Source organism: Halomonas sp. 5021 (assembly GCF_036663435.1).
Lineage (GTDB): Bacteria > Pseudomonadota > Gammaproteobacteria > Pseudomonadales > Halomonadaceae > Vreelandella > Vreelandella janggokensis.
Genome location: NZ_JAXOVU010000007.1, coordinates 35375 through 60888 on the forward strand (window position 1 = coordinate 35375; position 25514 = coordinate 60888).

25 protein-coding genes are annotated in these 25514 nt (G+C 55.8%); 9 read left to right on the plus strand and 16 right to left on the minus strand.

Annotated features, from left to right (window positions below; all coding sequences use genetic code 11):
* The first annotated feature begins 8 nt into the window (after nucleotides 1-8).
* Nucleotides 9-620 (plus strand): DNA-3-methyladenine glycosylase, encoded by a 612-nt coding sequence (locus tag R3F64_RS12285; RefSeq protein WP_199284679.1) that lies wholly within the window; start codon nucleotides 9-11, stop codon nucleotides 618-620.
* Here the strand turns inward: R3F64_RS12285 and R3F64_RS12290 are convergent.
* Nucleotides 617-1456 carry an NAD-dependent protein deacetylase gene (locus tag R3F64_RS12290; protein WP_332611699.1) on the minus strand — a complete coding sequence of 280 codons (840 nt, stop codon included), beginning with the start codon at nucleotides 1454-1456 and terminating at the stop codon, nucleotides 617-619. The two genes, R3F64_RS12285 and R3F64_RS12290, sit on opposite strands and share 4 nt — an antisense overlap.
* Before the next feature lie 114 nt (nucleotides 1457-1570).
* On the opposite strand from R3F64_RS12290, the gene R3F64_RS12295 reads away from it, so the two are divergent.
* Nucleotides 1571-2764: a UbiH/UbiF/VisC/COQ6 family ubiquinone biosynthesis hydroxylase gene (locus R3F64_RS12295; RefSeq protein ID WP_332611700.1), complete on the plus strand. Its 1194-nt coding sequence runs from the start codon at nucleotides 1571-1573 to the stop codon at nucleotides 2762-2764.
* Between the two features lie 107 nt (nucleotides 2765-2871).
* Here R3F64_RS12295 and R3F64_RS12300 read toward each other — a convergent pair whose 3' ends face one another.
* Entirely contained in the window at nucleotides 2872-3774 is a 903-nt protein-coding gene (locus R3F64_RS12300) for an alpha/beta fold hydrolase (protein WP_176243696.1), read from the minus strand.
* A gap of 91 nt (nucleotides 3775-3865) precedes the next feature.
* Here R3F64_RS12300 and R3F64_RS12305 point away from each other — a divergent pair, with 91 nt between their 5' ends.
* From R3F64_RS12305 to R3F64_RS12315, 3 genes are all read left to right on the plus strand, one after another.
* Nucleotides 3866-4438, plus strand: a complete 573-nt coding sequence (locus R3F64_RS12305; protein WP_085919612.1) for a CGNR zinc finger domain-containing protein — start codon at nucleotides 3866-3868, stop codon at nucleotides 4436-4438.
* Nucleotides 4439-4603: 165 nt separating this feature from the next.
* Nucleotides 4604-4897, plus strand: a complete 294-nt coding sequence (locus R3F64_RS12310) for a hypothetical protein (protein WP_254902949.1) — start codon at nucleotides 4604-4606, stop codon at nucleotides 4895-4897.
* A gap of 636 nt (nucleotides 4898-5533) precedes the next feature.
* The gene (locus R3F64_RS12315; protein ID WP_332611703.1) at nucleotides 5534-6727 is read left to right on the plus strand and encodes an E22 family MetX-like putative esterase; all 1194 of its coding nucleotides are present in this window, start codon (nucleotides 5534-5536) and stop codon (nucleotides 6725-6727) included.
* Between the two features lie 238 nt (nucleotides 6728-6965).
* Here R3F64_RS12315 and R3F64_RS12320 read toward each other — a convergent pair whose 3' ends face one another.
* Together R3F64_RS12320 and R3F64_RS12325 are read right to left on the minus strand one after the other, a co-directional pair.
* The gene (locus R3F64_RS12320) at nucleotides 6966-8222 is read right to left on the minus strand and encodes an MFS transporter (RefSeq protein ID WP_332611705.1); all 1257 of its coding nucleotides are present in this window, start codon (nucleotides 8220-8222) and stop codon (nucleotides 6966-6968) included.
* Nucleotides 8223-8253: 31 nt separating this feature from the next.
* Complete coding sequence (locus R3F64_RS12325) at nucleotides 8254-9408, minus strand: aromatic ring-hydroxylating oxygenase subunit alpha (RefSeq protein ID WP_332611707.1); 1155 nt, start codon at nucleotides 9406-9408, stop codon at nucleotides 8254-8256.
* Nucleotides 9409-9601: 193 nt separating this feature from the next.
* On the opposite strand from R3F64_RS12325, the gene R3F64_RS12330 reads away from it, so the two are divergent.
* Entirely contained in the window at nucleotides 9602-10495 is an 894-nt protein-coding gene (locus R3F64_RS12330; protein WP_332611709.1) for a LysR family transcriptional regulator, read from the plus strand.
* Between the two features lie 127 nt (nucleotides 10496-10622).
* Here the strand turns inward: R3F64_RS12330 and R3F64_RS12335 are convergent, their stop codons facing one another.
* Nucleotides 10623-10853, minus strand: a complete 231-nt coding sequence (locus tag R3F64_RS12335) for a type II toxin-antitoxin system RelE/ParE family toxin (RefSeq protein WP_332611711.1) — start codon at nucleotides 10851-10853, stop codon at nucleotides 10623-10625.
* Between the two features lie 116 nt (nucleotides 10854-10969).
* On the opposite strand from R3F64_RS12335, the gene R3F64_RS12340 reads away from it, so the two are divergent.
* Nucleotides 10970-11104, plus strand: coding sequence for a hypothetical protein (locus R3F64_RS12340; protein WP_267905861.1), 135 nt, complete (start codon nucleotides 10970-10972; stop codon nucleotides 11102-11104).
* A gap of 106 nt (nucleotides 11105-11210) precedes the next feature.
* On the opposite strand, the gene R3F64_RS12345 is transcribed toward R3F64_RS12340, so the two are convergent.
* Entirely contained in the window at nucleotides 11211-11864 is a 654-nt protein-coding gene (locus tag R3F64_RS12345; protein WP_332611714.1) for a DsbA family oxidoreductase, read from the minus strand.
* A gap of 95 nt (nucleotides 11865-11959) precedes the next feature.
* A complete protein-coding gene (locus tag R3F64_RS12350; RefSeq protein WP_332611716.1) occupies nucleotides 11960-12922 on the minus strand; it encodes a ribonuclease Z in 963 nt (320 codons plus the stop codon).
* 240 nt (nucleotides 12923-13162) lie between these two features.
* Between R3F64_RS12350 and R3F64_RS12355 the strand changes: the two genes are divergently transcribed.
* Both R3F64_RS12355 and R3F64_RS12360 read left to right on the plus strand, forming a co-directional pair.
* Nucleotides 13163-13408 carry a type II toxin-antitoxin system CcdA family antitoxin gene (locus tag R3F64_RS12355; RefSeq protein WP_085919619.1) on the plus strand — a complete coding sequence of 82 codons (246 nt, stop codon included), beginning with the start codon at nucleotides 13163-13165 and terminating at the stop codon, nucleotides 13406-13408.
* A complete protein-coding gene (locus R3F64_RS12360) occupies nucleotides 13408-13725 on the plus strand; it encodes a CcdB family protein (RefSeq protein ID WP_332611719.1) in 318 nt (105 codons plus the stop codon). The genes R3F64_RS12355 and R3F64_RS12360 overlap by 1 nt, the downstream gene beginning before the upstream one ends.
* Before the next feature lie 114 nt (nucleotides 13726-13839).
* Here R3F64_RS12360 and R3F64_RS12365 read toward each other — a convergent pair whose 3' ends face one another.
* The 9 genes from R3F64_RS12365 to R3F64_RS12405 form a co-directional block, all read right to left on the minus strand.
* Nucleotides 13840-14475 (minus strand): LysE family translocator, encoded by a 636-nt coding sequence (locus R3F64_RS12365; RefSeq protein WP_332611721.1) that lies wholly within the window; start codon nucleotides 14473-14475, stop codon nucleotides 13840-13842.
* A gap of 68 nt (nucleotides 14476-14543) precedes the next feature.
* Nucleotides 14544-15278: a carbon-nitrogen hydrolase family protein gene (locus tag R3F64_RS12370; protein ID WP_332611723.1), complete on the minus strand. Its 735-nt coding sequence runs from the start codon at nucleotides 15276-15278 to the stop codon at nucleotides 14544-14546.
* A 50-nt stretch (nucleotides 15279-15328) separates the two neighbouring features.
* On the minus strand, nucleotides 15329-15814 hold the full coding sequence (locus tag R3F64_RS12375) for a GNAT family N-acetyltransferase (protein ID WP_332611725.1): 486 nt from the start codon (nucleotides 15812-15814) through the stop codon (nucleotides 15329-15331).
* Between the two features lie 62 nt (nucleotides 15815-15876).
* Nucleotides 15877-16602 (minus strand): hypothetical protein, encoded by a 726-nt coding sequence (locus R3F64_RS12380; RefSeq protein WP_332611727.1) that lies wholly within the window; start codon nucleotides 16600-16602, stop codon nucleotides 15877-15879.
* 128 nt (nucleotides 16603-16730) lie between these two features.
* A complete protein-coding gene (locus tag R3F64_RS12385) occupies nucleotides 16731-18386 on the minus strand; it encodes a hypothetical protein (protein ID WP_332611729.1) in 1656 nt (551 codons plus the stop codon).
* A 150-nt stretch (nucleotides 18387-18536) separates the two neighbouring features.
* Nucleotides 18537-19670: a hypothetical protein gene (locus R3F64_RS12390; RefSeq protein WP_332611731.1), complete on the minus strand. Its 1134-nt coding sequence runs from the start codon at nucleotides 19668-19670 to the stop codon at nucleotides 18537-18539.
* A gap of 240 nt (nucleotides 19671-19910) precedes the next feature.
* Nucleotides 19911-21158 carry a hypothetical protein gene (locus R3F64_RS12395; RefSeq protein WP_332611733.1) on the minus strand — a complete coding sequence of 416 codons (1248 nt, stop codon included), beginning with the start codon at nucleotides 21156-21158 and terminating at the stop codon, nucleotides 19911-19913.
* Nucleotides 21155-21781, minus strand: coding sequence for a condensin complex protein MksE (locus R3F64_RS12400; protein WP_199285397.1), 627 nt, complete (start codon nucleotides 21779-21781; stop codon nucleotides 21155-21157). The genes R3F64_RS12395 and R3F64_RS12400 overlap by 4 nt, the downstream gene beginning before the upstream one ends.
* Before the next feature lie 26 nt (nucleotides 21782-21807).
* Nucleotides 21808-25491, minus strand: coding sequence for an ATP-binding protein (locus tag R3F64_RS12405; RefSeq protein ID WP_332611735.1), 3684 nt, complete (start codon nucleotides 25489-25491; stop codon nucleotides 21808-21810).
* Between the last annotated feature and the right edge of the window lie 23 nt (nucleotides 25492-25514).

The following is a 25514-nucleotide window of genomic DNA, read 5'->3' on the forward strand; positions in this document are numbered from 1 at the left end:
TCCCAACGATGTCGACTACCCATAAATCTACGCTAACGCCCCTGCCCCAGGATTTTTATAACCGCGATACCCTGACGGTCGCCCGAGACATGCTCGGCTGCTGGCTGGTGCGTGAAGACAACGGGGAGCAACTGGCCGCCAGGATTGTGGAAACAGAGGCGTATTGCGGTGCTGAGGATTCCGCCTGCCACGCCCACCGCCGCCGCTCGCCCCGCACGGAAGCCATGTTCGGCCCAGCGGGCCACGCCTACGTTTATCTGGTATATGGCATGCACTGGCTACTCAACGTGGTCACCGAGCCGGAAGATTCACCCTGCGCGGTGTTAATTCGCGCCGTGGAGCCCACCATCAACGAGGCGGCAATGCGTGCCACCCGCCAGGCACCGGGCAAGCAGTTGAGCAATGGCCCGGGCAAGCTCACCCGTGCGCTTAGTATTGATAAGGCCTTGTACGGCCACGATATGACCCAGACTGGACAGCTGTGGATTAGCCGAGCCACGCATAGTACCGCTATTGCGACCGGGCCTCGCGTGGGGATCGATTACGCCAGCCCTGAGCACCGCGACGCCCCCTGGCGGCTATGGTTGGAGGGTAATCCGTGGGTGTCCAAGGCGCGCTAATTCTCGCGCAGACAACGCACCGCCTCTTCCAGCACCGGCGTTAACGGTGCGCGCCACTGATGGGTGAGCATGGCATCAGCGCGGGTCACGCCAAGCGATAGCGAGGCAACGGGAAGTCCCATTCCATGCGCCTCGCGGCAGAAGCGGTAGCCGGAATAGACCATCAATGACGTTCCCACGGCCAGCACCGCCTCCGCATTGTGCAACCCAGCCTGGGCGGCAACCCGCCGAGCAGGCGGGACCACATCGCCGTAATAGACAACGTCCGGTTTGAGAATCCCCCTGCAGCGCGGGCAGTCGAAGACCTGAAAGGCGGAAAAATCGGTTTCCAGGTCAGCGTCGCCGTCCGGTGCATGACCGGCATCCAGGGCGGCAAAACGCGGGTTGAGGTGTGCCATTTCACTATGCATGGCGTGGCGCATCATATGGTAGCCACAGGTCATGCAACTGACGGTATCGGCCCGGCCGTGCAGGTCAATGACTTTCCTTGACCCCGCCCGCTGATGCAGGCGGTCCACGTTCTGGGTGACTAACAGCTCCACATAACCCATGGTTTCCAATGCGGCCAGTGCCTTGTGCGCACCGCTCACCTGGGCTCCGGTCAGGGCCTTGAAACCGACCAGCGCACGCGCCCAGTAGCGCTGGCGCACCGCATGGGAAGCCATGAAGTCGCCGTGCTGAACCGGCGGTGAGCGCTTCCACTGGCCATCGGCATCGCGATAGTCAGGAATCCCGCTGTCGGTGCTCACGCCCGCGCCGGTAAGAATCCAGAGCTTTGGGTAGCGCGCGATAAAGTCGGCAAGCTCTTCACCTGCCTGGGCCACGCGTTTGATCATGTCCACTGCCTGCGTCAAATGTTCACCCCTAGGCAATTCTGCTCTCGCTAGACGATACTGTATGACAACGGCAACGCCTACTCTGTGCCAAGCTTTTTATCCGAGGAGCCACTTATGCAAGGGTCTGATCAACGGACGATGCGGGATCATGATGTCATTATTGTTGGCGGCGGCATGGTGGGCGCCGCACTGGCGGCCCGGCTGGGCAATGCGGGCCAATCCGTCGGGCTGATCGAACAAGGCGATGCCCCCGCAGCGCCCGAGGGCGACTACGACCTGCGCATCTCGTCGCTGAATGCGCGCTCGCTTACGTTTATCAATGCCAGCGGCACACAGCTGCCCGAGGAGCGCTGCTGCCCCTTCCGGCATATCGATGTCGCCAACCAGGATGGCACCGGCCACTCGCTTTTCTCTGCGGCTGACAGCGGCATGGAAGACTTCGGTATCTTTGTCGAAAACCGCACGCTCCAGTACGCCCTCTGGCAGCGTTTGGCCGACCTCCCCGGCGTGACCTGCTATACCCAGTGCGCCCCGATAAGCACCCTGACCACGGGCGAGGCGCGCCTGATCGAGCTGGATAACGGCAAGACGCTAACCGCCGCGTTGATCGTCGGAGCCGATGGTGCGCGTTCCACCCTGCGCGAATTAGCCAGCATTGGCGTGACCCATTACGACTACCACCAGCGGGCGATGATCATTAACGTGGAGACCGAACTGCCCCAGCAAGACGTCAGTTGGCAGGTCTTTACCCCCACCGGCCCCATGGCCATGTTGCCACTGCCCGGCCAGCGCGCGTCGCTTGTGTGGTACGACAGCGACGAGGCCACCAAGACACGGGAAAAGCTGGACGATGACGCGCTCAAGACAGACATCGAAGACGCCTTCCCCGAGCGGCTGGGCAAGCTCACCCGCATCGTGGCGCGTGCCAGCTTCCCCATCAAGCGCCAGCACGCCAAACGCTATATCGGCAAACGCCTGGCGCTGATTGGCGACGCCGCCCACGTCGTCCACCCGCTGGCAGGCCAGGGACTGAACATCGGCCTGCACGACGCCGACACGCTCGCCGAGATTATTATTCATGGCCGCGACCCCGGCGACTACCTCAACCTACTACGCTTTGAGTGCCAGCGCCGGGCGGCTAACCAGGCAATGATTGCTGCCACCGACAGCTTCCACCATCTGTTTACCGGTGCCAAACCGCTGCGCCAACTGGGTGATCTCAGCCTGCATATCGCCGAGCGTATCCCCTTCGCCAAACGCATGATGATGCAGCAGGCCAACGGACTGAATCCATTTAAACGGCGCTAGGACAGATAAGCGCAACGACGCGTCACAAAGAAGGCCAAGCTTAACCGCTTGGCCTTCTTGCGTAGATGATGCCCAGCTTGGAACAGAGGCTAACCTGTTGCTTCTCTCTACCCCTTCAGGTGGTTATCCAGAAACTCACGAATCACCGGAATAATGACATCGCCGTGGGTCTCCAGGGCAAAGTGCCCTGTGTCGTAAAAGCGAATGTCCGCCTGAGGCATATCGCGCTTCCAGGCGTCAGCCCCCGGCGGCAGGAAGAATGGATCATGCTTCCCCCATACGGCGAGCAACGGCGGCTGATACGCCCGAAAATAGGCCTGAAACTCAGGGTACTTCGCCACGTTGGACGCGTAGCCCAGCAATAAATCGAGCTGGATATCCGCCATCCCAGGTTGAGAAATATGCGCCCCTTCCAACGTGTAGGCATCCGGTGCTATGACGCTTGTATCACTTACCCCCTCCACGTACTGCCATTTGATAGACGCCGGGGTCGGGAACTCACTGAGCGCATCACGATTCGCTTGTGAAGGGTCGTTCCAATACTTGCGGATTGGCTCCCACCCTTGTGAAAGCCCCTCCTCATACGCATTGCCGTTTTGCGAAATGATCGCGGTGATCTTTGACGGGTGAGCCTCTGCCAAACGCCAGCCAACAGGCGCACCATAGTCGTGAACGGCGATGGCGTAGCGCTCAAGGTTCAACTGCTCGGTAAATTGATCGATCGTCTTCGTCAGGTTGGCAAAGGTATATTCATACTCACCGCGCGCCGGTGATTGAGTAAAGCCAAACGCCGGCAAATCCGGGGCGACGACGTGATAGCTATCGGCCAATGCCTCAATCACATCGCGCCACATATACGAGGACGCCGCGAACCCGTGCAGCATCAATACCGTCGGCGCCGCTGGATCTCCCGCTTCACGATAGAAGACATCGACATCGCCCACTGTCTCGAAACCGTAGTGAACCTGCCGCGCCGCCGATCCAGAAGCCGTCATATTTTCAGATGTCATAGCCAAGCCCTTAGTAACCATTAAAAATCACTTTTGAAGGTTATGTAGAAACATAGTAACCTGTCAAGCGTTAAATTAAAGGTTACTCAGCATGTCATCTAAAATTATCGCCCCGTTTATCGCCAGCAACCTCGCTCTCGATTTCATCAACACGCAATTTGGCGTCGGCGAAGCGCGCCAGGAATGCCTTCATGACGACAGCGGTGTAGTGGCGTGGCTTCAACAGGCGGGTGTACTGAAGGAAGCTTGTGAACCCCCACCGGCTGGGATCGCCCAGTTGGCTCGGAAACTGCGCGACAACATGCGGGATCTGCTCGTCTCGGCCCAACTGGAGCAGGCCGCAGACTCCGCCGTGGTCAATCACGTGCTGGAATGGGGTTACCCCATAGAGAAGATTGAATGGCAGCCGAGTGAGGCGGTGTTTCAGAAAAAAACGTATAAACGCAACATGGACAGCGAAAGCCTGTTACACCCCGTCGCCGCGTCGTTGGTCCAGTTGCTTACCGAGGAAAATCTGCAGCTCGTCAAACAATGTGAAGCCTCGGACTGCGTTCTCCTGTTCCACGATCAAACGAAATCCCACCGCCGCCGCTGGTGCAGCATGGCCGCTTGCGGCAACCGGATGAAAGCGGCCGCACACCGTGCCAGGAAAAAAACGGGGTAGTAGGCTTTAGGTAGTATCCATTAGGTGACACTCGCCATGATCAAAATAGCGTTAGCTCTGAGCACCCTGATACTCATCAGCGGGTGAGCTCACGACAGCAATACCGCCACATCCGGCGCGACCGAGCCAGGTACATCAACCGAGCAAAGCGAGCCCCACCATCAGATGACCGACCAATGGGTCGGCCGATGGACCGGCGTAGAAGGGTTATTCCTGGAAATCAGCAAGGACGCGTCTGCGGGCCCGGGCCATTACCTGCTTCACATGCGCTACGGCCTGGATGCTGATCAAATCGGCACCTTCGAAGGGCAATCAACCGCCGATGGCATTCGCTTCAACCGCGGGGACGGCCCACAGCTGCTCCGTGCGGGCGACGGCGAAGCGACAGGCATGAAGTGGCTATTGGAAAAGGAAGATTGTCTGATCGTCAGAACAGGTGAAGGCTATTGCCGCGACTGATCTGCTCGACGGAAGTAGGTTTATTTCACCGCTAAGTGTGCTAGCCAACAGACCAGATAACACTATCCAACTACTTTGATAAAGAGGCGAAGGACTGCCTCGAAAATAAGCTAGAGCGTGCGCCTCAGGGATGATGGCGCGACACGGATTGCGGATTCACAAAAGGAGTATTTACTGATGAACAGTATCGTCTACATTGTTGGTGCCGTCGTTATCGTCATAGCGATTCTTTCCTTTCTGGGCTTGCGGTAGCACGCGGCTAAGACATGTTTTTATAGAGACTTACCCAGAGCCTGCGATGATTGACCATTCGCAGGCTTTTGCGTATCGCACTGAGTTACCACAGGAAAGGGCTTCAGATGCTGCTTTATATGGCCAAGTCGGTATACATGCTACTCAACTTTTCGCCTATTCCTCACGCAATCTAGCGCTACACCATCGATTTAACGGCGTCAGGCCGCTGCGTCAGCCGAACGACCTTAGCCTTCACATCATCAAGCGCCTCCTGCTCACTAAACCCAACAGCAAGCCTAAGGGTTAACCCCTTCAAAATGCGTTAAAAATGGCTAGGCTGTGAGGAAGGCCATTGCAGATGGTCAACAACAATCACAATGATCCCTTATCGCAGGAGAACTTATGGCGCTTATTCAACGGCATCCTCTGCTAACGTCAGCGTTTATCAGCATCGGCCTAATTGCCTCTTCATCACTAATGGCTTGGGACGGCCTAGTCGAAAAGCAGACCTTCGAGCTAGAAAACTTCACCACCCAAGGGGGAGAAACCATCCCCGAAGTAAGCGTGGGTTGGGAGGCCTACGGCGAATTAAACGAGGCCCGCGATAACGCCATTCTGATTACCCATTTCTTCTCCGGCACCAGCCACGCCGCCGGCCGCTATGAGACCGAGGGCGAACCAACCGGCTACTGGGATGCGATCATCGGCCCCGGCAAACCGCTGGATACCGATGAGTACTACATCATTGCCTCGGATACGCTGGTCAACCTCAATGCCCATGACCCGAATGTCACCACCACCGGGCCTGCCTCAATCAACCCGGATACCGGCGAACCCTGGGGCATGGACTTCCCGGTGGTGACCATTCGTGACTTTGTCGAGGTGCAGCGCGAGTTGCTGGAAAGCCAGGGCATTGAATCGCTGCATGCGGTGATGGGTGCCTCGATGGGCGCGCTTCAAGCCTTTGAGTGGGCCAGTACCTACCCAGACCGGGTCGAGCGGCTGATTCCCGTGATCGGCGGCGGGGTGGCCGACCCCTGGCTGCTGGCAACCCTGAGCGCCTGGGGCGCACCGATTCGCCTGGATGCCAACTGGAACGAAGGCGACTACTACGACGGCGAGCCGCCCACCGACGGGCTTAAAGAAGCGCTCAAACTGGTCACGCTCAATGCCAACCACTGGGAGTGGGCCAACGACACCTTTAACCGCGACTGGGCCGACGAAGGCCGCGACCCCGCTCAAGATATCAACGCCAACTACGCCATTGAGCAAACGCTGGATGACATTGCCGCTGCACGTGCAGAGGTTTCCGACGCCAACCATTTCCTGTATCTGGTTCGCGCCAACCAAACCTTTATGGCGGGCCACGGCGATTCTCTAGAAGCGGGGCTTGAAGCAATCGACGCCCCCACGCTGATGCTGTATAGCGAAAACGACCTCGTCTTCGCGCCCGAAGGCGTGCGCCACACCGCGGAGCTTATTGAAGAAGGCGGCAGCGACGTTACCCTTGAAACCCTGGAAGGCAATCGAGGCCATTTGGATGGCGTTGTCTCTATCGACCAGGCCAGCGATACGTTGCGGGAGTTTTTGCAGTAAGGGATCGAGCGCTGGCTCTTTGAGGCCAGTGCCACCCTCTTTTCAATGATATCGAAACGGGCCATTAGAACTGACGGTGCCGTGCAAGCGGCAATTCGTTAGCGTCGACGGAAACATGGATTCACAGCGCTTTAGTCCTGACGTAAAGATTGCCTGAGTTCTGTGGCCTGAGTTCTGTGGCCTGAGTTTTTCAACTCAGCATGCCAAATAACGGTGACGCTCGATTTCGTGCTTTCCTTCAGCCTTTTAACATCGGATCAACTGAGCCGGTTTCCCTCAAAAGCAGGGATGACACCACGCCCAAGCTGCTTATCATCAAGGGCAACACCAGGGCAATTTGATAGCTCTGAAGGGTTGGCGCCATTTCCAGTTCAGCATTGGCGACGATATCAAGAATAATCCCAAAGCCTGATTGAACCAACGCAGCTGTCAGAAAGGCGCCCATATTAACGAGAGCAATCGCAAAACCAACGTTCTCCAAGGCAACTGATTCCTTGGTAGCGGCAAAAATAACACCGACGGGGCCACCAGAAAGCCCTAGAAGTACAAACAGTGCCATTGCCACCCACCCCAGTTCCCACTCTGCAAACGCCATACAAGCCCATACCACGACGGATAACATACACGTCACAACAATGATGGGTTTCTTTGTTCCAATTCGGTCAGCGAACCATCCCCAAAATACAGAACCAATACCATAAATGGTCAACGTAACAGTGGCATATTGTGCAGCTTGTGCTGGTCGGATACTGAACCCATCCGTCAACAATGGCACAGCCCATAATCCTAAAAACGCATACAAGGTTCCGTTGGTAGCAGCGACACAAACAAATAGTAACCACACCTGACGATTTCTCAGGACATATCGATTTCCACGTTGTAATGGATGCACAGTCTTTTTGGCTTTGGCTTCACTTGTCTTTTTTGATCCTGGATCGCTTTTACAGAAAACAAGAAGGCAGGCAGTGGCCAATAAGGTAAAGGCTCCAAAGAAAAGGATGATTTCTCTCCAACTCAACCAATTCAATAAATGCGCGGTCGGGGTCTGTGCAATGACACTTCCTAGCGCAGCCAGAAGCATGGTGGTGCCCATCACAAGGGAGTGACGTTCTGAGGAAAACCAGGTAGCGTTGTAACTCATCAGGGCGACAAAAACGGCCGACAGCCCCAGTCCCAATAAAGCCGACCCTACAAGCAACACCACAAGATTTGGCGCAATGCCAAAGCAAAAAGCACCTATTGTCGTTATGCCACCCCCGATAATGCCAGCATTACGTATCCCCACCGAGTCCGTAAACATTCCAGCCGGCATCTGCATCAGCGTGTAAATCCAGAAATGCATCGACGCCACAATACCGAGTGTACTGGCGGTCAAACTGAGTTCTTGTTGCATACTTCCTGAAAGGGTCGAAGGCGCAAAGCGGAAAAAGAACCCACTCATGAAGATGCTGATGAGAAAGCACCAGCCTGCCCATTTAAGCCAGGCATTAGGCATCCGATTTCGCCTACCCATAATTGTGCCCGTGCTATTCATTCCCCACCTCCAGCAGCCTTTTTTGAATTAGCTCTGAAAAATAGGCGGCCACCGGCTCCGCTGGCGTGTAATGCCCCTGCACGCGATTTCTCAAACCTTCCAACTGGTATTCACAAATCTGATCATCTTCAAGAATTACTTGATCGAGCCGTTCGAAATAGTGTGGAGCGACCTCTTTAAAGTCACTGCGAGCCAAGGTTTCATCATGAAACGCGTAACCAACATTGACGCTTGTGCGAGTAGCTGAGATCGGGGTCTTCTGAATCCACCACATAACCTCAGGGGCCGTTACAATGAAAAAACCTGGCAGAATGACACAAAAGTGGGTGCCCTCTGCCGATTCACCAGTAACACCATGGGGAGTTGAAAAGGCGAGGCTACGCTTTTCAGGAAATAATGCTGGAGAAAGAGAATTTTGATGGTAAACACCAAACCAATTGCGACCATGCTCTAACGGCGTAACAGGCTGACTACCAATTGAATGACTGTGAATGAAATTTGTATGTAGAGTCTCCATATCAACCTCAATATACAACTTCCAATTGGTCGTTAATGTATACGACTTTTCTTGGACACAGTGCATTCTTTGAACTTGGTGTGGTTTGGCTACATTATCGATGTAGCTGCCCAGATAGGATTTAAGCGGCATCTCATTTTCTTCATTAAGATTGATAAATACCAAGCCTGCCACGACTTCACATTGCACGGGCACAAGATTCAATCTGAGCTTTGAGAGCTCACTCCTTTTCACACTCCCACCTAAACCAGGAGCGCTCTTTAAATCCCCAAATGTATCATAGGACCACTTATGAAAAGGACATCTAAAGTATGTATTATTTCCACACCTGTCGCTCGTCAACGGAGCACCACGATGCCTACAGGTATTTAGAAAAGCCCTGATGATACCGTCTTCACCACGAACAACGATGACACTGCGTTCCAAGAAGCGACGGGTTACAAAGCTTCCAGGATTTTCAATGGAAGTCGACAGGCATACAAAATGCCAAGCTGAAAAATGGATGGCTTGTAGTTCACGCTCGAACCATTTTTCATTAGTATAGAATTCAGGATCGAGCATTTTTGAGAGACTTTCTTTAAGACACTTTCCTTCATCTCTAACATCCAGGGAACTAGTCGTTATCGTCATTTTCTTGTCCACATGTTGGTTTCCATAACAGGTGGTCAGAGCGTACAAAGCGATAGGCAGTAAATGGAAACGGAAATATTTGCCAGGGGGTATCAACTCATTCGATACTTGACTCACCCGCTTTTACGTCACCCGGTGGCTACTTACGTTAGTCATCAGGCGAGCAAGACGAGTCGGCCGCAGGAGGCAAAAAATGAAATGGAGCTTGGATCAGCTGCGTACCTTTATCTATGTTGCAGATTTGGGTGGTTTTTCACGGGCGGGAGAGCGACTTTTTCTGGCTCAATCTACTGTCAGTTGGCAAGTTCAGCAGCTTGAACGCCAGATTGGCGCTCAGCTGCTCTACCGCAGCCATAATGGCGTTACCCTTACCGAAAAAGGCTATGCCTTCTACCTGAGGGCGCAAAAAGTCATTACCGCAAACAATGAGGCTGAGCGTTGGTTGGCACAGAGTTGTGCTGACCGCCAGACCATACGATTCGCCACCACAGACTGTTACGCCAGTTGTCTATTGCCAAGCCTACTTGAACACTGGAAAGGCCAGTTTCCCAATGTGCAAGTATCGTTGGATTGCAGTTTCAGCACTGATATCTGGAGACGTTACAAGAACGGGGAATTTGATATTGCGCTGGCTCAGCATTGCCCTTCCGAAATCAATGCTGAGCCTGTCAGAGTTGAGCCGTTGGAGTGGGTATGCGCCAGAAGTTCGCTCGTCTGGAAACAAGGTACGTTACCCGTTGCTTTATTCGAGTACGGCTGCCCTGACAGAGAAATCATCCTGAATTCGCTCAAGGGCGCAAGCCGCGAATATAGCGTTGAGTTCGAAACCTATAGCTATGGAGGGCTGGTGGCTGCAGTGGAAAGTGGTGCTGTCGTTTCAGCGCTGCCCAAATCCACAATCCCGCCCACGCTCAGGCAGCTTGATAGCCAGCATGGTCTCCCACGGTTGCCATCTTTAAATGTGAACTTAGCAAGTCCCAAAACAAGTAGTGACCACATATGCAGCCAATTGTATGACGCTATTGTCATGCACCTGGCCGAACACGAGCAGGGTTCAACGACCAAAGGCCAGGAGCTGCTCCAATAAGTGCTGCCTTACCCTCCAGCGCTATGGACGAGAACGACGTCACCCTATTTTCAGTCCCCGCGTATTCTCAAGAAGGGTTGAAACACGGCCACCCTATTCGCCCGCCAGTTCAGAAAAGTGGCCCGATTTACTCAGGGTGTATTCTCCAAAATCCCGCGCCAGGTAAAGCGACCCCGAATAGCCGCTTTGGGCCTCCTTGCGGATGTCCTCGAGGGATGTCCATGTCTTCCACTGACGTCGAGGTATCCAAGGCAGCGAGCTGCATGCGCAGCTTCTTAGCATGATCAGACTGTATGCCTGCTGTGCTGCCGGTCGCGTAGAACCGTTTCAGTCCTTTGTGACGGAATGATTTAATCATGAGGAAAGAATAGCGTGTTGCACATCACGCTCCAATAAAATGACAGCGCTCTTGCGGTAATCCCCCAAGCTGATGCTGTATAGCGAAAACGACCTCGTCTTCCACCCCCCGAAGGCGTGCGCCATACCGCAGAGTTGATTGAAGAAGGCGGCAGCGACGTGACGCTTGAAACCCTGGAAGGCAATCAAGGCCATTTGGATGGCGTTGTTTCTATCGACCAGGCGAGTGATACGTTGCGGGCGTTTGTGTAGTAAGGGAATGAGCGCTGGCGTTGAGGTTAAAGCCAGCGCTTGAGAAGTTGCGATATAAACTAAACCAGCCTAACTCGCCGCAACTCAGGCCGGAGCCACTGAAACATTAGCGGCTAGCGTTTTCCTCGGCCACCTGACGAAGTGCATCGACAAGCACGTCGGCGGGCTGGGCACCAGAGATCAGGTAGCGCCCTTCGAGAATGAATCCTGGGACCGCGCTCACGCCTGCTTCCATGAATCGCTGTTCTGCCGCGCGAACTTCGTCCGCGTATTGATCGGACCGGGCAATAGCCTCGGCAGCGTCCCCGTCAAGCCCAACCTCGATGGCCTTCTCTCGCAGAACAGTGGGATCTGAAGGGTTTTTCGACTCACCAAAGTAGGCATCGAACAGCGCCAACTGCAGGGGCGTCTCCAGGTTCTGCGTTGCGGCCCACGCAAGCACACGGTGGGCATCGAACGTATTGTTCGCTCGACGCTCCTGGGCGCCACGAAAATTCAGCCCAAGCTCTTCGGCCACCGCCATAATCTCGTGCTGGGATTGCTCCATGCTGGCCGCATCCTTGCCGTACTTGCGGCATAAATGCTCCAAAATCGGCTCGCCCTCGGGCGGCATGTCCGGGTTGAGCTCGAAGGGCTGCCAGTGGAGTTCAACGTCGATCTCGCCATCTAGTATCTCCAACGCTTGCTCCAAGCGCCGGTAGCCGATCGCGCACCACGGGCAGGCGACATCAGAGACCAGGTCGATTCTCACCTTTTGCATAAGGGCTCTCCTTGCTGGGTTCGGTCATCAGGGCGCAAACAACGCCAAGCCCTGGCTTGTACCACGAAACACATAAACGCAACCAGCCCAGAACGCTACTCGCCCTCTAACTCAGCAAAGTGACCCGCTTTATCCAGGGTGAATTCGCCAAAATCCCGCGCCAGGTAAAGCGAGCCCGAATAAACGCTTTGGGCTTCTTTGCGGATGTCCTCAATGGACGGCGACGCATGGGCGTTGAGCTGGTAGCGAGGGCTGAAGTGCGTCAGTACCAAGTTGGGGAGTGCTACCGATTCGGCAAACGTGGCGACCTGCCTGGCGTAGCTATGCCCCACGTCACCGGCCTTCTCGGCCATTGCTTCGGTATAGGTGGCTTCATGCACCAGCACCTGCGCCCCCGCGCACGCCTCCGACAACAAGTCGGGCTGGTCATTGTCCCCGGCGACCACGACTTTTCTGGGTTTGTGTTTGGAGATCAGGAAGTCACGGCTTTTTAACCGTTCGCCCGCAAACTCGATATCAACGCCCTGCTTCAACTGCCCCCACAACGGCCCTCTCGGAATCCCCTTTTGTGCCAGCTTATCCACATCCAGTGCCGACTCCACCTTTCGCTCCGTCAACCCATAAGCATAGGACGGCGCCCGGTGTGAAAGCCTGTAGGTGGCAACCGCGATGCGCTCAAACTCGACGCTTGGCAGGTCATCGGAAAAGACAAACTCCAGAGCAAAGGGTAACGAAAGCTGGGTGGCCTCGCAGGTGGCATCCAACCATGCCTTGATGCCTGCGGGCGCCACAATGGTAAGCGGCGCTTCCCGGCCGTTCATTGCCGCACTCGCCAGTAGGCCCGGCAGCCCATAGCAGTGGTCGCCATGCACGTGGGTAATCAGGATGGCTTTTAATGCATTCAGCGACAGTGTCGTATGCAGGACCTGATGCTGGGTGCCCTCACCACAATCGATCAGATACCAGCCCTTCCCCTTGCTCTCGCGCAACGCGACCCCGGCGACGTTTCTTTGCTTGGTGGGCACACCGGCGGAGGTGCCGAGGAAGAGTAAGTTCATGGTTTGCTCGTGATCTCTTAAGTACACGCTTTGGGCACAAGATGAAGCCCAGCTTGGTCGCTATGTTGGCGCTCTAGTAATCACCACGGTAAACAGACTGCCAACCTAAATAATTTCGTGTTGGCGGGCTAACCATGGGCTTTGATGGATTAACGTCCGAAGCAGCAAGCGCATGCTTGAATGCGCACTGACATGCGCATAAACTTAGACAACACATTGAATAGCCACTTGGAGGCTCCAATGGCCGAGCTTTATAACGCAGCCGCTCCAAAAAAAGCGGCGAACCTCTCAGTCAATAGCGACCTGCTGCGTAAGACCCGTGAACTGAACATTAACTTGTCCGCTACCCTGGAGCGAGCCCTGAAAGAAGAACTCTCCAAACGCGAAGCAGCCCAATGGGTGGAAGAAAATCGCGCTGCGATCCAAAGCTACAACGATTTTGTCGAACAACATGGATGCTTCGGCGACGAATTCAGGGAATTTTGATGGCACAGTTCGACGTATACCCCAACCCAAGCAAAACCAGCCAAGCGCACTACCCATACCTTGTCGATATCCAGAGCAGCCTGCTGAGCGAACTGACAACTCGCATCGTCATCCCTTTGGGGAAACGCTCCGCATTTGGGGGCAACGCCATGCAAGGGCTCACGCCAGAAATCAGCTTTGCAGACCAGGAACTTCTACTGTTGACCCCGCAAATTTCCTCCGTTTCTGAAAAGCATCTCAAAAACCCGGTGGGTTCTTTATCGCATTTCAGAGACCAGATTGTTGGCGCCCTGGACATGGCCATCACGGGCATTTAACGCCCTGGTTAAGCGGCTTCAAAGTCCAGAGGGTGGTTACCACTCAAGTTGACCGTCTTCCTAACCACCCAAAGGTCATATCTATCCTGCATTGCCAACCAGCTCTCACCGATATTATCTTGTACTAGCCGCCAGACGCGCGCCCAAGGCAACGAACAGTGCTCCCAGGCCCCGGTCCATCCATAAGCCAACTCGCCGATTTTGTCTCAAGAAAACGCCTAACTTTGACCCCAGCATCACTAAAGGTGGCTCTATGCAAGCCGCAACAACAATAATCAGGCTTCCGTGCAACAGCAACTGAGCACTGGGAGGGCCAGCACCTTCCACGACGAACTGAGGCAGGAAAGCTAGGAAAAATATGGCCACTTTCGGGTTAAGGGCAGAAACCAGTGCTCCCTGCCAATAAATTGAATGCATTCGTTGATGGCTAACACCCTCACTGGCCACGAAAGCATCACCACGCGATAGGAGCATTTTGATACCCAGCCATATCAAATATGCGGCCCCGACCCACTTAACAATAGAAAACGCCAGGGCAGACGTGGCAAGGATTGCGGAAAGCCCCACCGCCGCCATCACGACATGCAACGCGGCCCCTGTCCAAATGCCAAACATCGCAGCGAATCCATGCTGACGTCCGTTACGCAACGTTTGCCCCAAAATGAAAGCGATATCTGGGCCTGGGGAAAGGTTTAGCAGGGCCGCCGCGCCAAGAAATGTCACCCAGTGAATTATTGTGTAATCAAACATTTTGACACTCCTATGTCCTTAACCAAGGCCAGCTCTATCAGTGCTACTGATGACATCGACTGGGTCGCTTAATAATCAAGCGTCTTTACGCTAGCACTTCCGCTTCTGGTGTCCAGTACCACCACGCCCTCTGATTCAGTATCCATCTGGGCAAGCAGTTCCCCACGGCCATTCCAGGCGGACGACTGTCCAACGCTGACAAAGTCATCGCTAGGCCCGACACAGTTCGCCATGATCACAAGCATATTATGTTTGCTTGCGACCGCAGGGTAATGCTTCCTTGCTTTGGCGATACCGCCAACCGGTTTGGCAACACTGACTAGATAAATATCGGCAGGCAAGGTGGCTGCGCTATCAGCATGATTCATTTGAAGCGACTCGTAGCAAATAGCAGGCACAAGCCTGGAGCCGCCTCTTTCCAATACAAGCTGTTTACCGCCCGCGACAAAGTAAGGAAGTTCATCGGCGTGCAGCTGTTGTTTCGCGTATAGGCAGCGATCATCTCCAGGCGAGAACCACACCATGCCAATACACACACCAGAGCCAATGGAGATTGGCATGCCGACGCCGATCAGCATGTTATGTTTGTCGCTGTGTTCCTGAAACACGTCAAGCCGCTGGTCCGCTATATCGATGGCAAGAGAATCCGCGAGCCGGGGCTCGAACCCCGTGAGCGACAGCTCAGGAAAAAATACCACATCGGCCTGCTGCGAAACGGCAAGCTCGATGAGCTCAAGATGCTGAGCAATATTGGCTGCCAGATCACCGGCCACTGGTCGCAACTGAGCGGCACACACCTTCATGAAAGGACTCCTGACCAATGGCTACCGTTCATCCTACGCCTGCGGTGCTCTCATGCGCCTGACTTACGTGAACGATTAGCCGTTGTACTCATGAACAACAAGTCATCTATAGATTCTGACTCGATAACAAAGAAGCCAAGGCTTGAATATAAAGAACGCGCCGCATGGTTGTCTCGATAAACGCGCAGCGTCACCGTCGACCCGCCTGTTGATTGTCTGGCCTTTTCGACGAGCTTTTCGCAAAGCAAGCGGCCTGCGCCCTTCCCTCTTGCTTCAGGCGAAATGATAATCCTGCCGATATGAACAGCACCCTGCTTTCCGGGCCAGAACTGGCCAAAACCAACGCAGTTGTTATCGATATCGGATAAACAATAGTTCGAGCATCCCTCTACGGCGAGTAGCTCAGGCAAGTTTTCTGCAACAAAGAGAAATGGCAGGGATGGACCAGCCCAGCGAGAAAAGGGCTTCTCATCAGTGATCCAAGACGCAATAGTGTCGTAATCGGTTTGCTTTGGGATTCGTAGAGTTATTTTCATAGGTTTAAAGCCCACATAATAGACGCGAGCTTGCGAGTGTACTAAGTGAGGTGTTTGTTAGCTCATATATTGGTTTGCCTAAAGAACCTTGGTGGTTTGCCACGGTACTTTCTCTCCTCGAGTTCAATACTAATAAATGAACCGGCTAATGCCATCGCAGCTGCAATCAATAGCGAATAAATTCCTAGCCCAAACCCTAAAGACATGTTCCATTCAAAATTGGAATTTAGAACTTTTGGCAAGACTACGAATAGCAAGACTCCCAAGCCACCTCCGATGCAGAGACCTATTTTCCCAGCTTCCGCTCTCTCATGGCGAGTAGCTGAATACGCGACCTCTGCGTGACACTCTTTACATATAGTTTGTAAATGCTCCACAAACGAACGGCAGTGCCCGCAAATCCAACCATCTTTTTCAGGATAATCAATCGGAGATTTTCCCTCTAGCTCTCTACGGCAATTCTCTTCTGAAATTTTCTTCCACTCAATAAGCAAAGGGATCTTATAAACCTGTTCGTCATTATCTATTAACTTTGCACAGTTCTGACATAGCCATATGCCATTGGATATGTGGCTCCTGGCTTCTTTACTATGTAACGGATTAAAACGGGGCCCACCTTCTGCTGCGGCAGATATATGTGCTGCAACACCAATTCGAGTTGCTTTTCCTTCGTTAAAATTTGGCCCAGATGTCAAACACCTACACTCTGGGTTAGAACAACGATTGCCAACTCTCTCCTGAAGAATTCGCTTCGTTTCCTTATTAAAATCATCCCGTTCTCTTGCCATCTGCGATCCTATGATAAGTACTCTCTAAGAGCTAACGTCCAGCTTACGCGCCGGTTTGGAGCCGCAAAGCGGCGGAAAATCGGTCTCCGTGCAGCCGATTATTAGCGCGTGACTTCCAAGACTGCAAGTTACTCAGTCCATATCTTGTTAAAGGCCGATATAGACATCGCCAAAAGCAAAATCAGGAATGACGCAGCAGCGAATGCAACTAGACCGGTGAACCAATCAATCCAGCCGGGATACGTTGCTTGCAGAAACGGCCTAAAGACCAAGTCAGCCAGCCCAGCCGCTCCCACGACCCCAAACACCGCAGTCAGCCACCGGTCCATTCGGGACCGTCGCTTTTCGGCGTTATAACGTCGTTCATCCAAATACCATCTAGCCTGCTCTTTGCCTGATGCGATAAGCCCTCTTGTTCCGGCAGCAGTCATCAAATACTCAAGCGCATCAGTAATTTCTCCCGCTTGGCCTGATTTGTGAATTACAGAATCAGCATTGGCCAACGTCTCGTACGCAAACACCAGTTGTTCATCTGATAGAGGACCTTCTGCTATAGCACATGCACGTGCAATTCGAATATTGTGGTATTCGAAGTGTTCTGCTCTAGCTTGGTTCTCTAACAGGTGAGCCCTTGTGTTGGGATTATCCCAAGCATTTTCAGATGCTCCGGATGGCCGCAGCCAAGTCCAGAGTAAAATTGATCGATTGCCGTGTAAGCAATAGTCATTAAATGGACGTAGGTCAGGAGGGAGCTGCGGAGTATCATTCATCCCAGCGGAGCGCATCAGGATACGGGACATCGACTGGCTGTACGTGTCAAATAACTGGTCCTTGGATTTAGGCTGGTCGGCGAATCGCATTAAGGAAATCGAGGGCCGGCCTTGCCATAACTGAACACCTGCAACGCTGTCATTGTTTCTGTTATTTGTTGAGACAACTTGTGAAGCTACGGCATTTGCGTAGATGGACCTGCAAAGGTCGATAGTTCCCTCCCACTCCGATTGATCCTCCGATCCCGCAATTTGATGCAGAAGCCATGGTTCCCCATGCAAATCAAAACGTCGTCCTTCCTTACTGAGGGAGTTGTCGAGTGTAGATCTTGCGGTTTGTCGCATCTTTTTGACGAGCTTACGGGTTCTTTGGTCAGCTACACGTTGACCACCAATGGAGATTTCACCTTCGAATGCATTAGTCAACAGCCGCTCACCATCTATTCTTTGAAGTGCCGCCTGTACCCAAACAGATTTAAAGTAGCGCTGGAACAAGTTGACGACATCACTGATGAAATCTTCCTCGCTCAGGTCGTCCCATGTCGTATCGAGTTGGAAACCAATGAACATGAGTCCGTCAGCATGAAGCTTTAGCCATGGGTAGACTGGCAGAGTCAAGTCGTCATTCTCTAGTACTATTGGAGGTAGTGCAGCTCGCAGATGTGGAGCCACTTGCCCCGCTTCGTCGCCTTCGATGCGCCGCTCGTGGAACCCCAACTCCAAGCAGAAAATTAGGTCCTCGGCAGTATACTGCGGCAAAGAGTCGCTAAACTGGACCGTCCAGCTATTATCCCACCGACGCCCCTGCGGGCGAAGCCATTCGAGCTGGACCTCACCATGTTCGTCAAGGTATATGGCCTTCAGATCCGAGAAACAAACGGTCCTTACTGTTCCCGCCTCTAGTAGTGCCTTAGCGGTTTTAAGAAGATCGACGTCGGTGACATCAAGGCCAATTGCATAATTGTAGAAGCAGTTAACTTGCTGTACCCGCAGGCTTACCGGTTCGGTCTTCATAGCCAGCCCTTCAAACGGTGAATTGTGGGGTCTACTTGCATAACCTAGCGCCAGCCGTAGCTGGCGCATTTGTAGTGAGCGTAGCGAACAAAGGATACGTCCGAGTTGACGGCATTGTTAGCTGATTTTCTGCTCTGATAATGCGTAACGCTATTCAACTCGTGAATAGGTTTTACCTTCCAGCACACGCTTAACCTGAGCAACGTCTTTTGCACCTATACGAGAAAAGATTTCCTCGGCTGAATACTCTTTGGCAAGTTCGCGTATTGCCTGTACTTGCTCTATCGACAATCTGCCATCGCGGCCACAAATTTGTGCAATAGCCCAATCATTGTCCCGCCATTTTTCTGCCACCCAAGGTGCCGGGATTCCCTTCCTAGGGTTGTCTTTGAGCCATTCACTAACAATTCTATTCCGCTCGTCTGGCATGGGGACGACAGATTGTTGAAGCAAGCCATTCTCCCGGAGATAACGCAAACCGGATTTGCCACCTGGGATCATATTAAGGCGACGTTGATCTTCCCAATGGCCTTCGACTAAAAATTCTTCGGTTGCATACAGTTTTTCAAGATCGTCAGTTATACCCATTACTTTGTGATGAACATAGGTGATTCGTCCTTTCTTAGCCTCGTCACGAAATTTCCTATGGAACAGTAAATGGCTCCCACCGTTGATCGCTCTTTTATGCTCAGACCACCGCTTCTGCCAACTACGCGTTGTAACGCCTACATAAAAGAATCCATCATTTGGATACGAGCCTCCATGCCCAAAAATATGTTGATAAAGCACATACGCTTTTTCTGGAAAATGCTTCGGCGACAATAAGAAATGCGCGGGTATAGAAAAAAGAAAACTCGGCTGTGTTATATTCCTCTCGTCTAGTGTGGTTTGGCCCTGCCTCGCCGCTTGAATAAACAACGGATCAGTAACAAGTTCGATAGAGATAATAGGCTGAAGCGCACGCTCATCTGTTTCGAGACCCTTTCCAGATTGGTAATCAGTAGCTAACCCAACCGTACGATGGCCAACCTTTAACTTCTCCAAAGGTGCAACAAAACCTGGGGCTTTACCAAGAAACGTCAACTGGACTACCGGAATCATCTGCCCTGGCTTAACCCGAAAGATGCCATGTGGATTCTTCGCCACTTTAATCCATTCCGCACCGTAGCTCGATGTACGTATGAAATTGTTGAGCATAGTTTCTACTTCGCGACGACGACGAATCATTTGTTTTGGTGCTAAATGCTCCCACCACGATTTGTTTATCGTTACGTCACTTCGCATCTTTGAGAATCCCTGTTTGTAACAGCTATCAGTGATTATACGGAAAGCTTCATAACCACAATAAAAGTGTCGGCGCATTCATTGAGGCGATATAGACACCTACATCAAACCTACCCTTTGACTACTTTTAGCGCAAAGCCAATTTCGGGAGAACAGAGCATGCTGGTTTTATAACCACAAACGTCCCGACCCATCGCTCGCGATTGACAGGCCGGGGCGTTCATTTTTTGCAATTCAACCTCACACCGCCAGGCTAAGCGCCACATCGTGAATCAACCGCACTTCATTAAACGGACTAGCCTGCCCTTCTTCCTGCTGAATGTGGAAGGCGCGCTGTTCGCTGTGGGGTAGGCCCTGGAATTCGGCGATGACCTGGAACAGCCAGATTTCGGCGTTCCAGGTCAGTTCGCTGGTATGCAGGTATTCCAGCGCGCTGATGGGTTGGTCGGGTTCGGTCTTGTCGACCACGTGGAGGTAGAAGGTTTCCACGTCCTGCTTGAGCGCTTGCTGGCGGGCGGCGACGTGGTCGCCTTCGCTGCTTTGCGAGGGGCGCGCGGCGCTGACCGACTGCACCGAGTGGGCGGGCGCGGGGATGTCGTTAAGCAGCGCGCTTAGCGTGGCGGTGTCCTGGGGGCGGTCCAGTGCTGCGGAGCCGGCGGCGGTGAGCGGTGCGGCGCGGTTGAACAGCGCGGGCACCTCGCTGCGCCGGGCGTAGTTGCCGGGCACAAAGCCGGGGTGTTCACGCAGGAACGCCGCCATGCCCGCCACCAGGCGGCTGCGCGACTGCATATGGCGAAAGCGCGCCATCAGCTCGATCAGGCGGTGCTGTACTTCGCGCAGGCTGGTGTAGTGCTCGCTCAGCTGCTGCTGTAGCTGGCTGATCAGCAGCTTGCGCAGGGTGCCGTCGCTGCCGACCAGGGCAATCAGCTCGTTGAAGTCGATCAGCGCCAGGCCGTCGAGCAGCCGCACCACCTGCTTTTGCGCCCGGTCGTTCTCGCGCACCTTGTCGTTCAGGCGGCTGACAAAGCCAAAGTCGCTGTTAAGGCGCTGCCAGAGGCTGTCGATGGCGTCGGCAAAGCGCCCGCTCATGTCGTCCACTGCCTGGCGCAGGCGCAGAAGCTGCTGTTCCTGCTGCCAGTAGTCGCCCCGGTGGCTGGATTCGCGGTAGCTCTCGACCAGGCTGCGAATCAGCTCCAGCGTCTCGGCCACATCGGCGTTGACGTGGCGGCGCGCCTCGTCGGCGACCATTTCGGCAATCAGCTCGCGCACCTTGGGGGTGAGCTTGACGCCGCTCTGCTCGTCGGGCCGCCAGACAATCCGCGCCGCCAGCAACCTGCGCAGCGCGGTATTGCTTAGTCCGTCGAGCGGCACTTCATCATGGGCGTAGCCCTGCATGAGGGATTCGGCGTGGCGCCCCAGCAGCGACAGGCGCTCGACGCCGGTGGTGATCAGGCGGCTTTCCAGCCCCGGTGTGTCGGCTTCGCTCACAGCAGCGCCTCCTGGGTGGCCTCGCCCTGCTCGTCAACGGGCAGGTGTTCCTCATCGCGAATAAAGCGCACCAGGTCCAGCAGGTAGTCGATCTTGCCGGTGACCAGAAAGACCTGCCGCTCGCCGTGGGGCTGGAGCAGATAACCGTGCTCCTTCAGGCGCTTGAACACCTGCTTGACCTGGGCGTCCAGCTGATCGCTCTGGGAGCCGAAGAAGCTATCGGTGGCCAGGCGTTCGATGCGCTCGCGCAGGCTGGGGTTGTCTTCGCTCTTGGCCTGCAGTTCGCCGGGCTTGAGCACATCGCCGGGGGAAAGCACGCTGTCGCGGCCGAGCGCTTCCTGGACCAGCTGCAGCCACTCGAGCACCGGCAGCAGGCTGTGCAGCGTGTCGCTGAGCTGGCGGGAGAGCTGGTCGCGGGCGCTGTCGTCGAGCTGACGCCAGGCGAGGAAGTAGACACTGGCGTCCGGGTTGCTCGCCAGGCGGCGATTGAGCGGGCGCAAATAGTCGTCGATGGCCTCGCGGGTGTCTTCATCCTCAAGGCGCTGAAAGGCGCTTTCGTCGCTCACCGCGCAGATAAACTCGCCGGCCAGCAGGCGCTCCAGCAACGGGCCATGGGGTAGCAGACCATTGGATAACGCATTCATATCGCTCATGCCATCACCTCCTCACTGCGGGCCTTGAGCCGTTCTGATAAGCGGCTGCGATACGGCTCGATGCGCTTGAGCCGTCGGACGTCGGGCTGGTCGGCATCGCGGTCGATCAGGTAGCGGTTGTGGAACAGCAGCAGCACGTCGGACTCCGGGTTGGGGAAGGCGCCGACGATATGGATGCGGTTGCTGTCGCAGGCGTCGAACAGCTTTTCGACGTTGTGATAGGCAAGGGTGCCGATTTCATCGATCGGCCAGTGAATGGCGATCTCGGCGCGGCCGCGCAGCAGGCGGGTAAACGCCAGCAGGAACTTGCACAGAATCAGGTACGCCATGCCGTGGCTCGAGGACTCGAGCAGTTGGCGGTCGTTCTTGATCACCAGATCGGTGCCGCCTTCATTGAGGTGCAGCTCCAGGCGCAGCAGGCTTTCAAAGCTGTATTGCTGGTCGCTGCGCAGCAGGTCGACCACATCGGCCAGGGCGTTGAGGTAGTCGTCGCTGGGCAGCATCTGCCCCGATTCACGCCAGGTCTTGTAGCGCTGGGAGAAAAGCTTCAGCGGCTCCCAGAAGCCCAGTTCGTCGATGGTCGACTGGATGCGCACTTCGGCCTTGCTGATGCCCTCCAGGCGAAGGTCGTCGGCTACTTCGTCGGACAGCCGCTTGCTCTGGGCGCTGATTCGCCGGTTGAGGTCGCGGAACACGGTGAAGAACTTGTCCAGGTCGTCGCTCAGGTTGCGCCCCTGCTGAATCAGCTGTTGTTGCTGGTCCTCGAGCAGCTTGAGCATGCCGCCCAGCAGCGGCAGCAATGCGCGGGGGTCGTCGGGGTCGTTGAGCTTGCCGCGCTCGCTTTCCAGGGCATCGACAAAGCTGGTGCTCGCCCCCTTGATCAGCTGGCTCTCGACCTCCTGGCAGCCCTTGCGCAGCGCGTCACGCTCCTGGGCGCGGCGTTTGAGGGCTTCGCGGCTGCGCGCCAGTCGCTCGCCCACATCGCCGGGGGCGTCCTGCTGGGGCGTGGGGTTAGCCGCCAGCGGCAGTTCGTCGAGCTGCTTGAGCAGCGGCTTGAGCTCGTTGAGAATGTCCTGAGATTCTCGGCGAGTAGCCTCGAACGCGCTGACGTGGCGCTGGTGGGCGGCCTTGGTGGTGGTGAACGCCTGCTGGTGCTGCTCGCGCTGACGCTTGGCGTCGTCCACTTCACGGCTCAGGCGGCTTTCCTGCTCGACCAGCTCGGGCTTGCGCTGTTCCCAGTCCACGCGCATGAAGCGCGAGTAGGCTTCGAGCTCTTCCTGGCGGGCGGCGGTCTCGCGAATGTGCGCTTCCAGGGTTTTCAGCTTGGCGCGGGTGTCGCGCAGCGTCTCCGGGTCAACGCCCTGCTCTTTCAGCTCTTCGTCGAAGGCCTGCTCCAGCTCGTCGCACTGGCGTTTGTGCTCGGTTTTCAGCTCGGTAAGCTGCGTCTTGTGCTGCTGAATCTGGCCGTCGAGGCTATCCAGTTGGTTTTGCGCATCGGCCTTGAGCTCGAGGAGTTCGGCCTGGTGCGCCGCCTGACGCTTGTCCAGCGCGTCCTGGCGTTCGTCGCGCAGGGCCTGCTGTTGGGCTTCCTGCTCGGCGAGCAGTGATTGCTGTTCGCTACGCCGCTGCTGCTGCGCCTCGGCGTGGCGCGCCTGGATCTGGCGGCGCGCTTCCTGGGCGTAGTCGACCTCTTCATCGGCACGCTTGACCGCCAACTGCGCCTGGCTGAGCGCATCGTCGGCCTCGCCCACTCGCTCGTTCGCCCGCTTGAGGGCCTTTTCGGCGCGCTCTACTTCGGCCTCGGCGCGCAACACCTCGGCTTCGGCGGCGTCGATGGCGACCAGCAGGCTGGCTTCGTCCTGGGCGTAGTCGGGCGGCTCGATAGCGTGGGTATCCACCACCAAGCCAAACAGGTCGTCCCCGGCGGGCTCGGCAAGCGCCGGCGCCAGATCGCGGCGCTCCAGCAGTTCGGGGGCGATCACCTTGCCCAGGCGCTGCTCCCAGCCGGGCAGGTGGTAGCGCAGGAAGTGACGTAGCGTGCCCTGGCTGGGGTCGCGCTGCTGATGCAGGGCCTGGTTATCCTGCTGGCGGCGGGAAAGCACCCGGCGCGCCTCTGCGTGGGCCTGCTCGGCCTCGTCGCGTTCGCGCTTGAGGCTTTCGACCTCGCGGCGCTGGCTCTCGCGCTGGCTGTTGGCGGCACTGCGCTCGCTTTGGGCCTGATCCAAACGCGCCTGAGCCAGCGCGGCTTCCTCGCTTTCTTCGGGCGTGGCGCCATTGTGCTCGAGCGCCGCTTTCAGCGAGGCCAGTTGCTCGACGCCCTGGGCCAGGCGTGCCTGGTAATCGGCCTCCAGCGTCTGGCGCTGTTCGTGGTAGCGGGCTTCCAACTGACGCTGGGCCTCCCACTGGGCTTCCTGGCGTTCGGCTTTCTCGTCGTGCAGGGCGTCGACCAGGGCCTGAATTTCGTCGCGTTGGCGGGCCAGCGCTTCGCCAAGTTCGCGCAGGCGCTCTTCCTTGCGGGCCTGGCTGGCCTGCACCGCGTCCTGCAGCGTGCGCAGGTGACTGGTGAGCTGGTCGAACTGCTCGCGCTTTTGCGGCAACGCGTTGAGGTCGCGCTGAAGCGCCGGCATATCGGCGTCCTCGAAAGCCTCGAAGCGCTGCTGAAGATCGCTCAGCTCGCGCTGGGTCTGTTTCAGCTCGCTCTCGCGCTCGCTCAGTTGGTCGTTGAGTTGGTCGCGGGCCGCCTCGTAGGCGCTTTGCTCGGCTTCGAAGACGCGCTGCTGCTCGGCCATGGTGGCTTCAGCGTCGGCCAGGCTACGCTCGGTGCTGTTCTGGTCAGCCTCCAGCTGGGGCTTGAGCTGCCACAGCGAGGTTTCCAGGTGCTCGAGCTCGCGGTCCACCTCATGCAGCTTGGTGAGCGAACGCTGCAGTGGCTCGAGACGCATGGATTGGCGCATCTGGGCAATCCACTCCCGCGCCTTGGCGCTGCGGATGCGCGTTACCGGCAGCTCGACGCCGTCCTCTTCGAAAATCGCCGCCAGCATGGTCTTGAGGGTATCCATCTTGCCCTCTTTGGCGTGCACCGCCGAGACCAGCTTTTCGATATGGCGAATGCGATGCTCGGACTTGACCAGGCTGAACTTGGCCGCCATCTGTCGCAGCTTGAGGGCGTCCTTGCGGTTGCCGTGCATGGCAAGTCCCGGCGTGGGCGTGAAGTCGTTCTGGATCACCGCGCGGTATTCGGAGGTCGCGGAGAGCTTGGGCGACACCTCGATCGATTCCCGGCGCAGGCCGCTGGCCCACTGGCTGTAGGGCATCGCTAGCGGGCCCTGGTCGGTTTCCACCAGATAGTCTTCGGGCCGGTAAGGCGCACCGACAAAGCGGTATTCCACTCCGCCGCTGGCGCTGCGGGTGAGCACCGCCTGGCAGACATCCCCCGCTTCGCGGCGATATTCGTACACCAGATAACTATTGCTGGAAGGCAGATAGAAGGCGTCAAACTTCATGCGGGTTTTGGGGACGACCTTGTTAGGTAGCTCGCCGTAAAACACCGGGACCAGCCGCTGGAGCGTGGTTTTACCCGAGGCGTTGGTGCCGCAAATATTGGTGTGGCCATCCACACTCAGTTCGACCACCCCTTCCAGGTGGCCGTGAATCATCACGATGCGTAGCAGGTGGGCCATGCCGTATCCTTGGACAGGTTTTC

Bases quoted from the DNA above. Each gene is read 5' to 3' on its own strand.
- R3F64_RS12300 (WP_176243696.1), bottom strand. From the start codon at position 3,774: ATGACATCTGAAAATATGACGGCTTCTGGATCGGCGGCGCGGCAGGTT.
- R3F64_RS12320 (WP_332611705.1), bottom strand. From the start codon at position 8,222: ATGCCTAATGCCTGGCTTAAATGGGCAGGCTGGTGCTTTCTCATCAGC.
- R3F64_RS12375 (WP_332611725.1), bottom strand. From the start codon at position 15,814: ATGAAAATAACTCTACGAATCCCAAAGCAAACCGATTACGACACTATT.
- R3F64_RS12325 (WP_332611707.1), bottom strand. From the start codon at position 9,408: ATGACGATAACGACTAGTTCCCTGGATGTTAGAGATGAAGGAAAGTGT.
- R3F64_RS12330 (WP_332611709.1), top strand. From the start codon at position 9,602: ATGAAATGGAGCTTGGATCAGCTGCGTACCTTTATCTATGTTGCAGAT.
- R3F64_RS12345 (WP_332611714.1), bottom strand. From the start codon at position 11,864: ATGCAAAAGGTGAGAATCGACCTGGTCTCTGATGTCGCCTGCCCGTGG.
- R3F64_RS12380 (WP_332611727.1), bottom strand. From the start codon at position 16,602: ATGGCAAGAGAACGGGATGATTTTAATAAGGAAACGAAGCGAATTCTT.
- R3F64_RS12405 (WP_332611735.1), bottom strand. From the start codon at position 25,491: ATGGCCCACCTGCTACGCATCGTGATGATTCACGGCCACCTGGAAGGG.
- R3F64_RS12350 (WP_332611716.1), bottom strand. From the start codon at position 12,922: ATGAACTTACTCTTCCTCGGCACCTCCGCCGGTGTGCCCACCAAGCAA.
- R3F64_RS12305 (WP_085919612.1), top strand. From the start codon at position 3,866: ATGTCATCTAAAATTATCGCCCCGTTTATCGCCAGCAACCTCGCTCTC.
- R3F64_RS12365 (WP_332611721.1), bottom strand. From the start codon at position 14,475: ATGTTTGATTACACAATAATTCACTGGGTGACATTTCTTGGCGCGGCG.
- R3F64_RS12385 (WP_332611729.1), bottom strand. From the start codon at position 18,386: ATGAAGACCGAACCGGTAAGCCTGCGGGTACAGCAAGTTAACTGCTTC.
- R3F64_RS12315 (WP_332611703.1), top strand. From the start codon at position 5,534: ATGGCGCTTATTCAACGGCATCCTCTGCTAACGTCAGCGTTTATCAGC.
- R3F64_RS12335 (WP_332611711.1), bottom strand. From the start codon at position 10,853: ATGATTAAATCATTCCGTCACAAAGGACTGAAACGGTTCTACGCGACC.
- R3F64_RS12370 (WP_332611723.1), bottom strand. From the start codon at position 15,278: ATGAAGGTGTGTGCCGCTCAGTTGCGACCAGTGGCCGGTGATCTGGCA.
- R3F64_RS12390 (WP_332611731.1), bottom strand. From the start codon at position 19,670: ATGCGAAGTGACGTAACGATAAACAAATCGTGGTGGGAGCATTTAGCA.
- R3F64_RS12290 (WP_332611699.1), bottom strand. From the start codon at position 1,456: ATGATCAAACGCGTGGCCCAGGCAGGTGAAGAGCTTGCCGACTTTATC.
- R3F64_RS12355 (WP_085919619.1), top strand. From the start codon at position 13,163: ATGGCCGAGCTTTATAACGCAGCCGCTCCAAAAAAAGCGGCGAACCTC.
- R3F64_RS12360 (WP_332611719.1), top strand. From the start codon at position 13,408: ATGGCACAGTTCGACGTATACCCCAACCCAAGCAAAACCAGCCAAGCG.
- R3F64_RS12295 (WP_332611700.1), top strand. From the start codon at position 1,571: ATGCAAGGGTCTGATCAACGGACGATGCGGGATCATGATGTCATTATT.
- R3F64_RS12310 (WP_254902949.1), top strand. From the start codon at position 4,604: ATGACCGACCAATGGGTCGGCCGATGGACCGGCGTAGAAGGGTTATTC.
- R3F64_RS12285 (WP_199284679.1), top strand. From the start codon at position 9: ATGTCGACTACCCATAAATCTACGCTAACGCCCCTGCCCCAGGATTTT.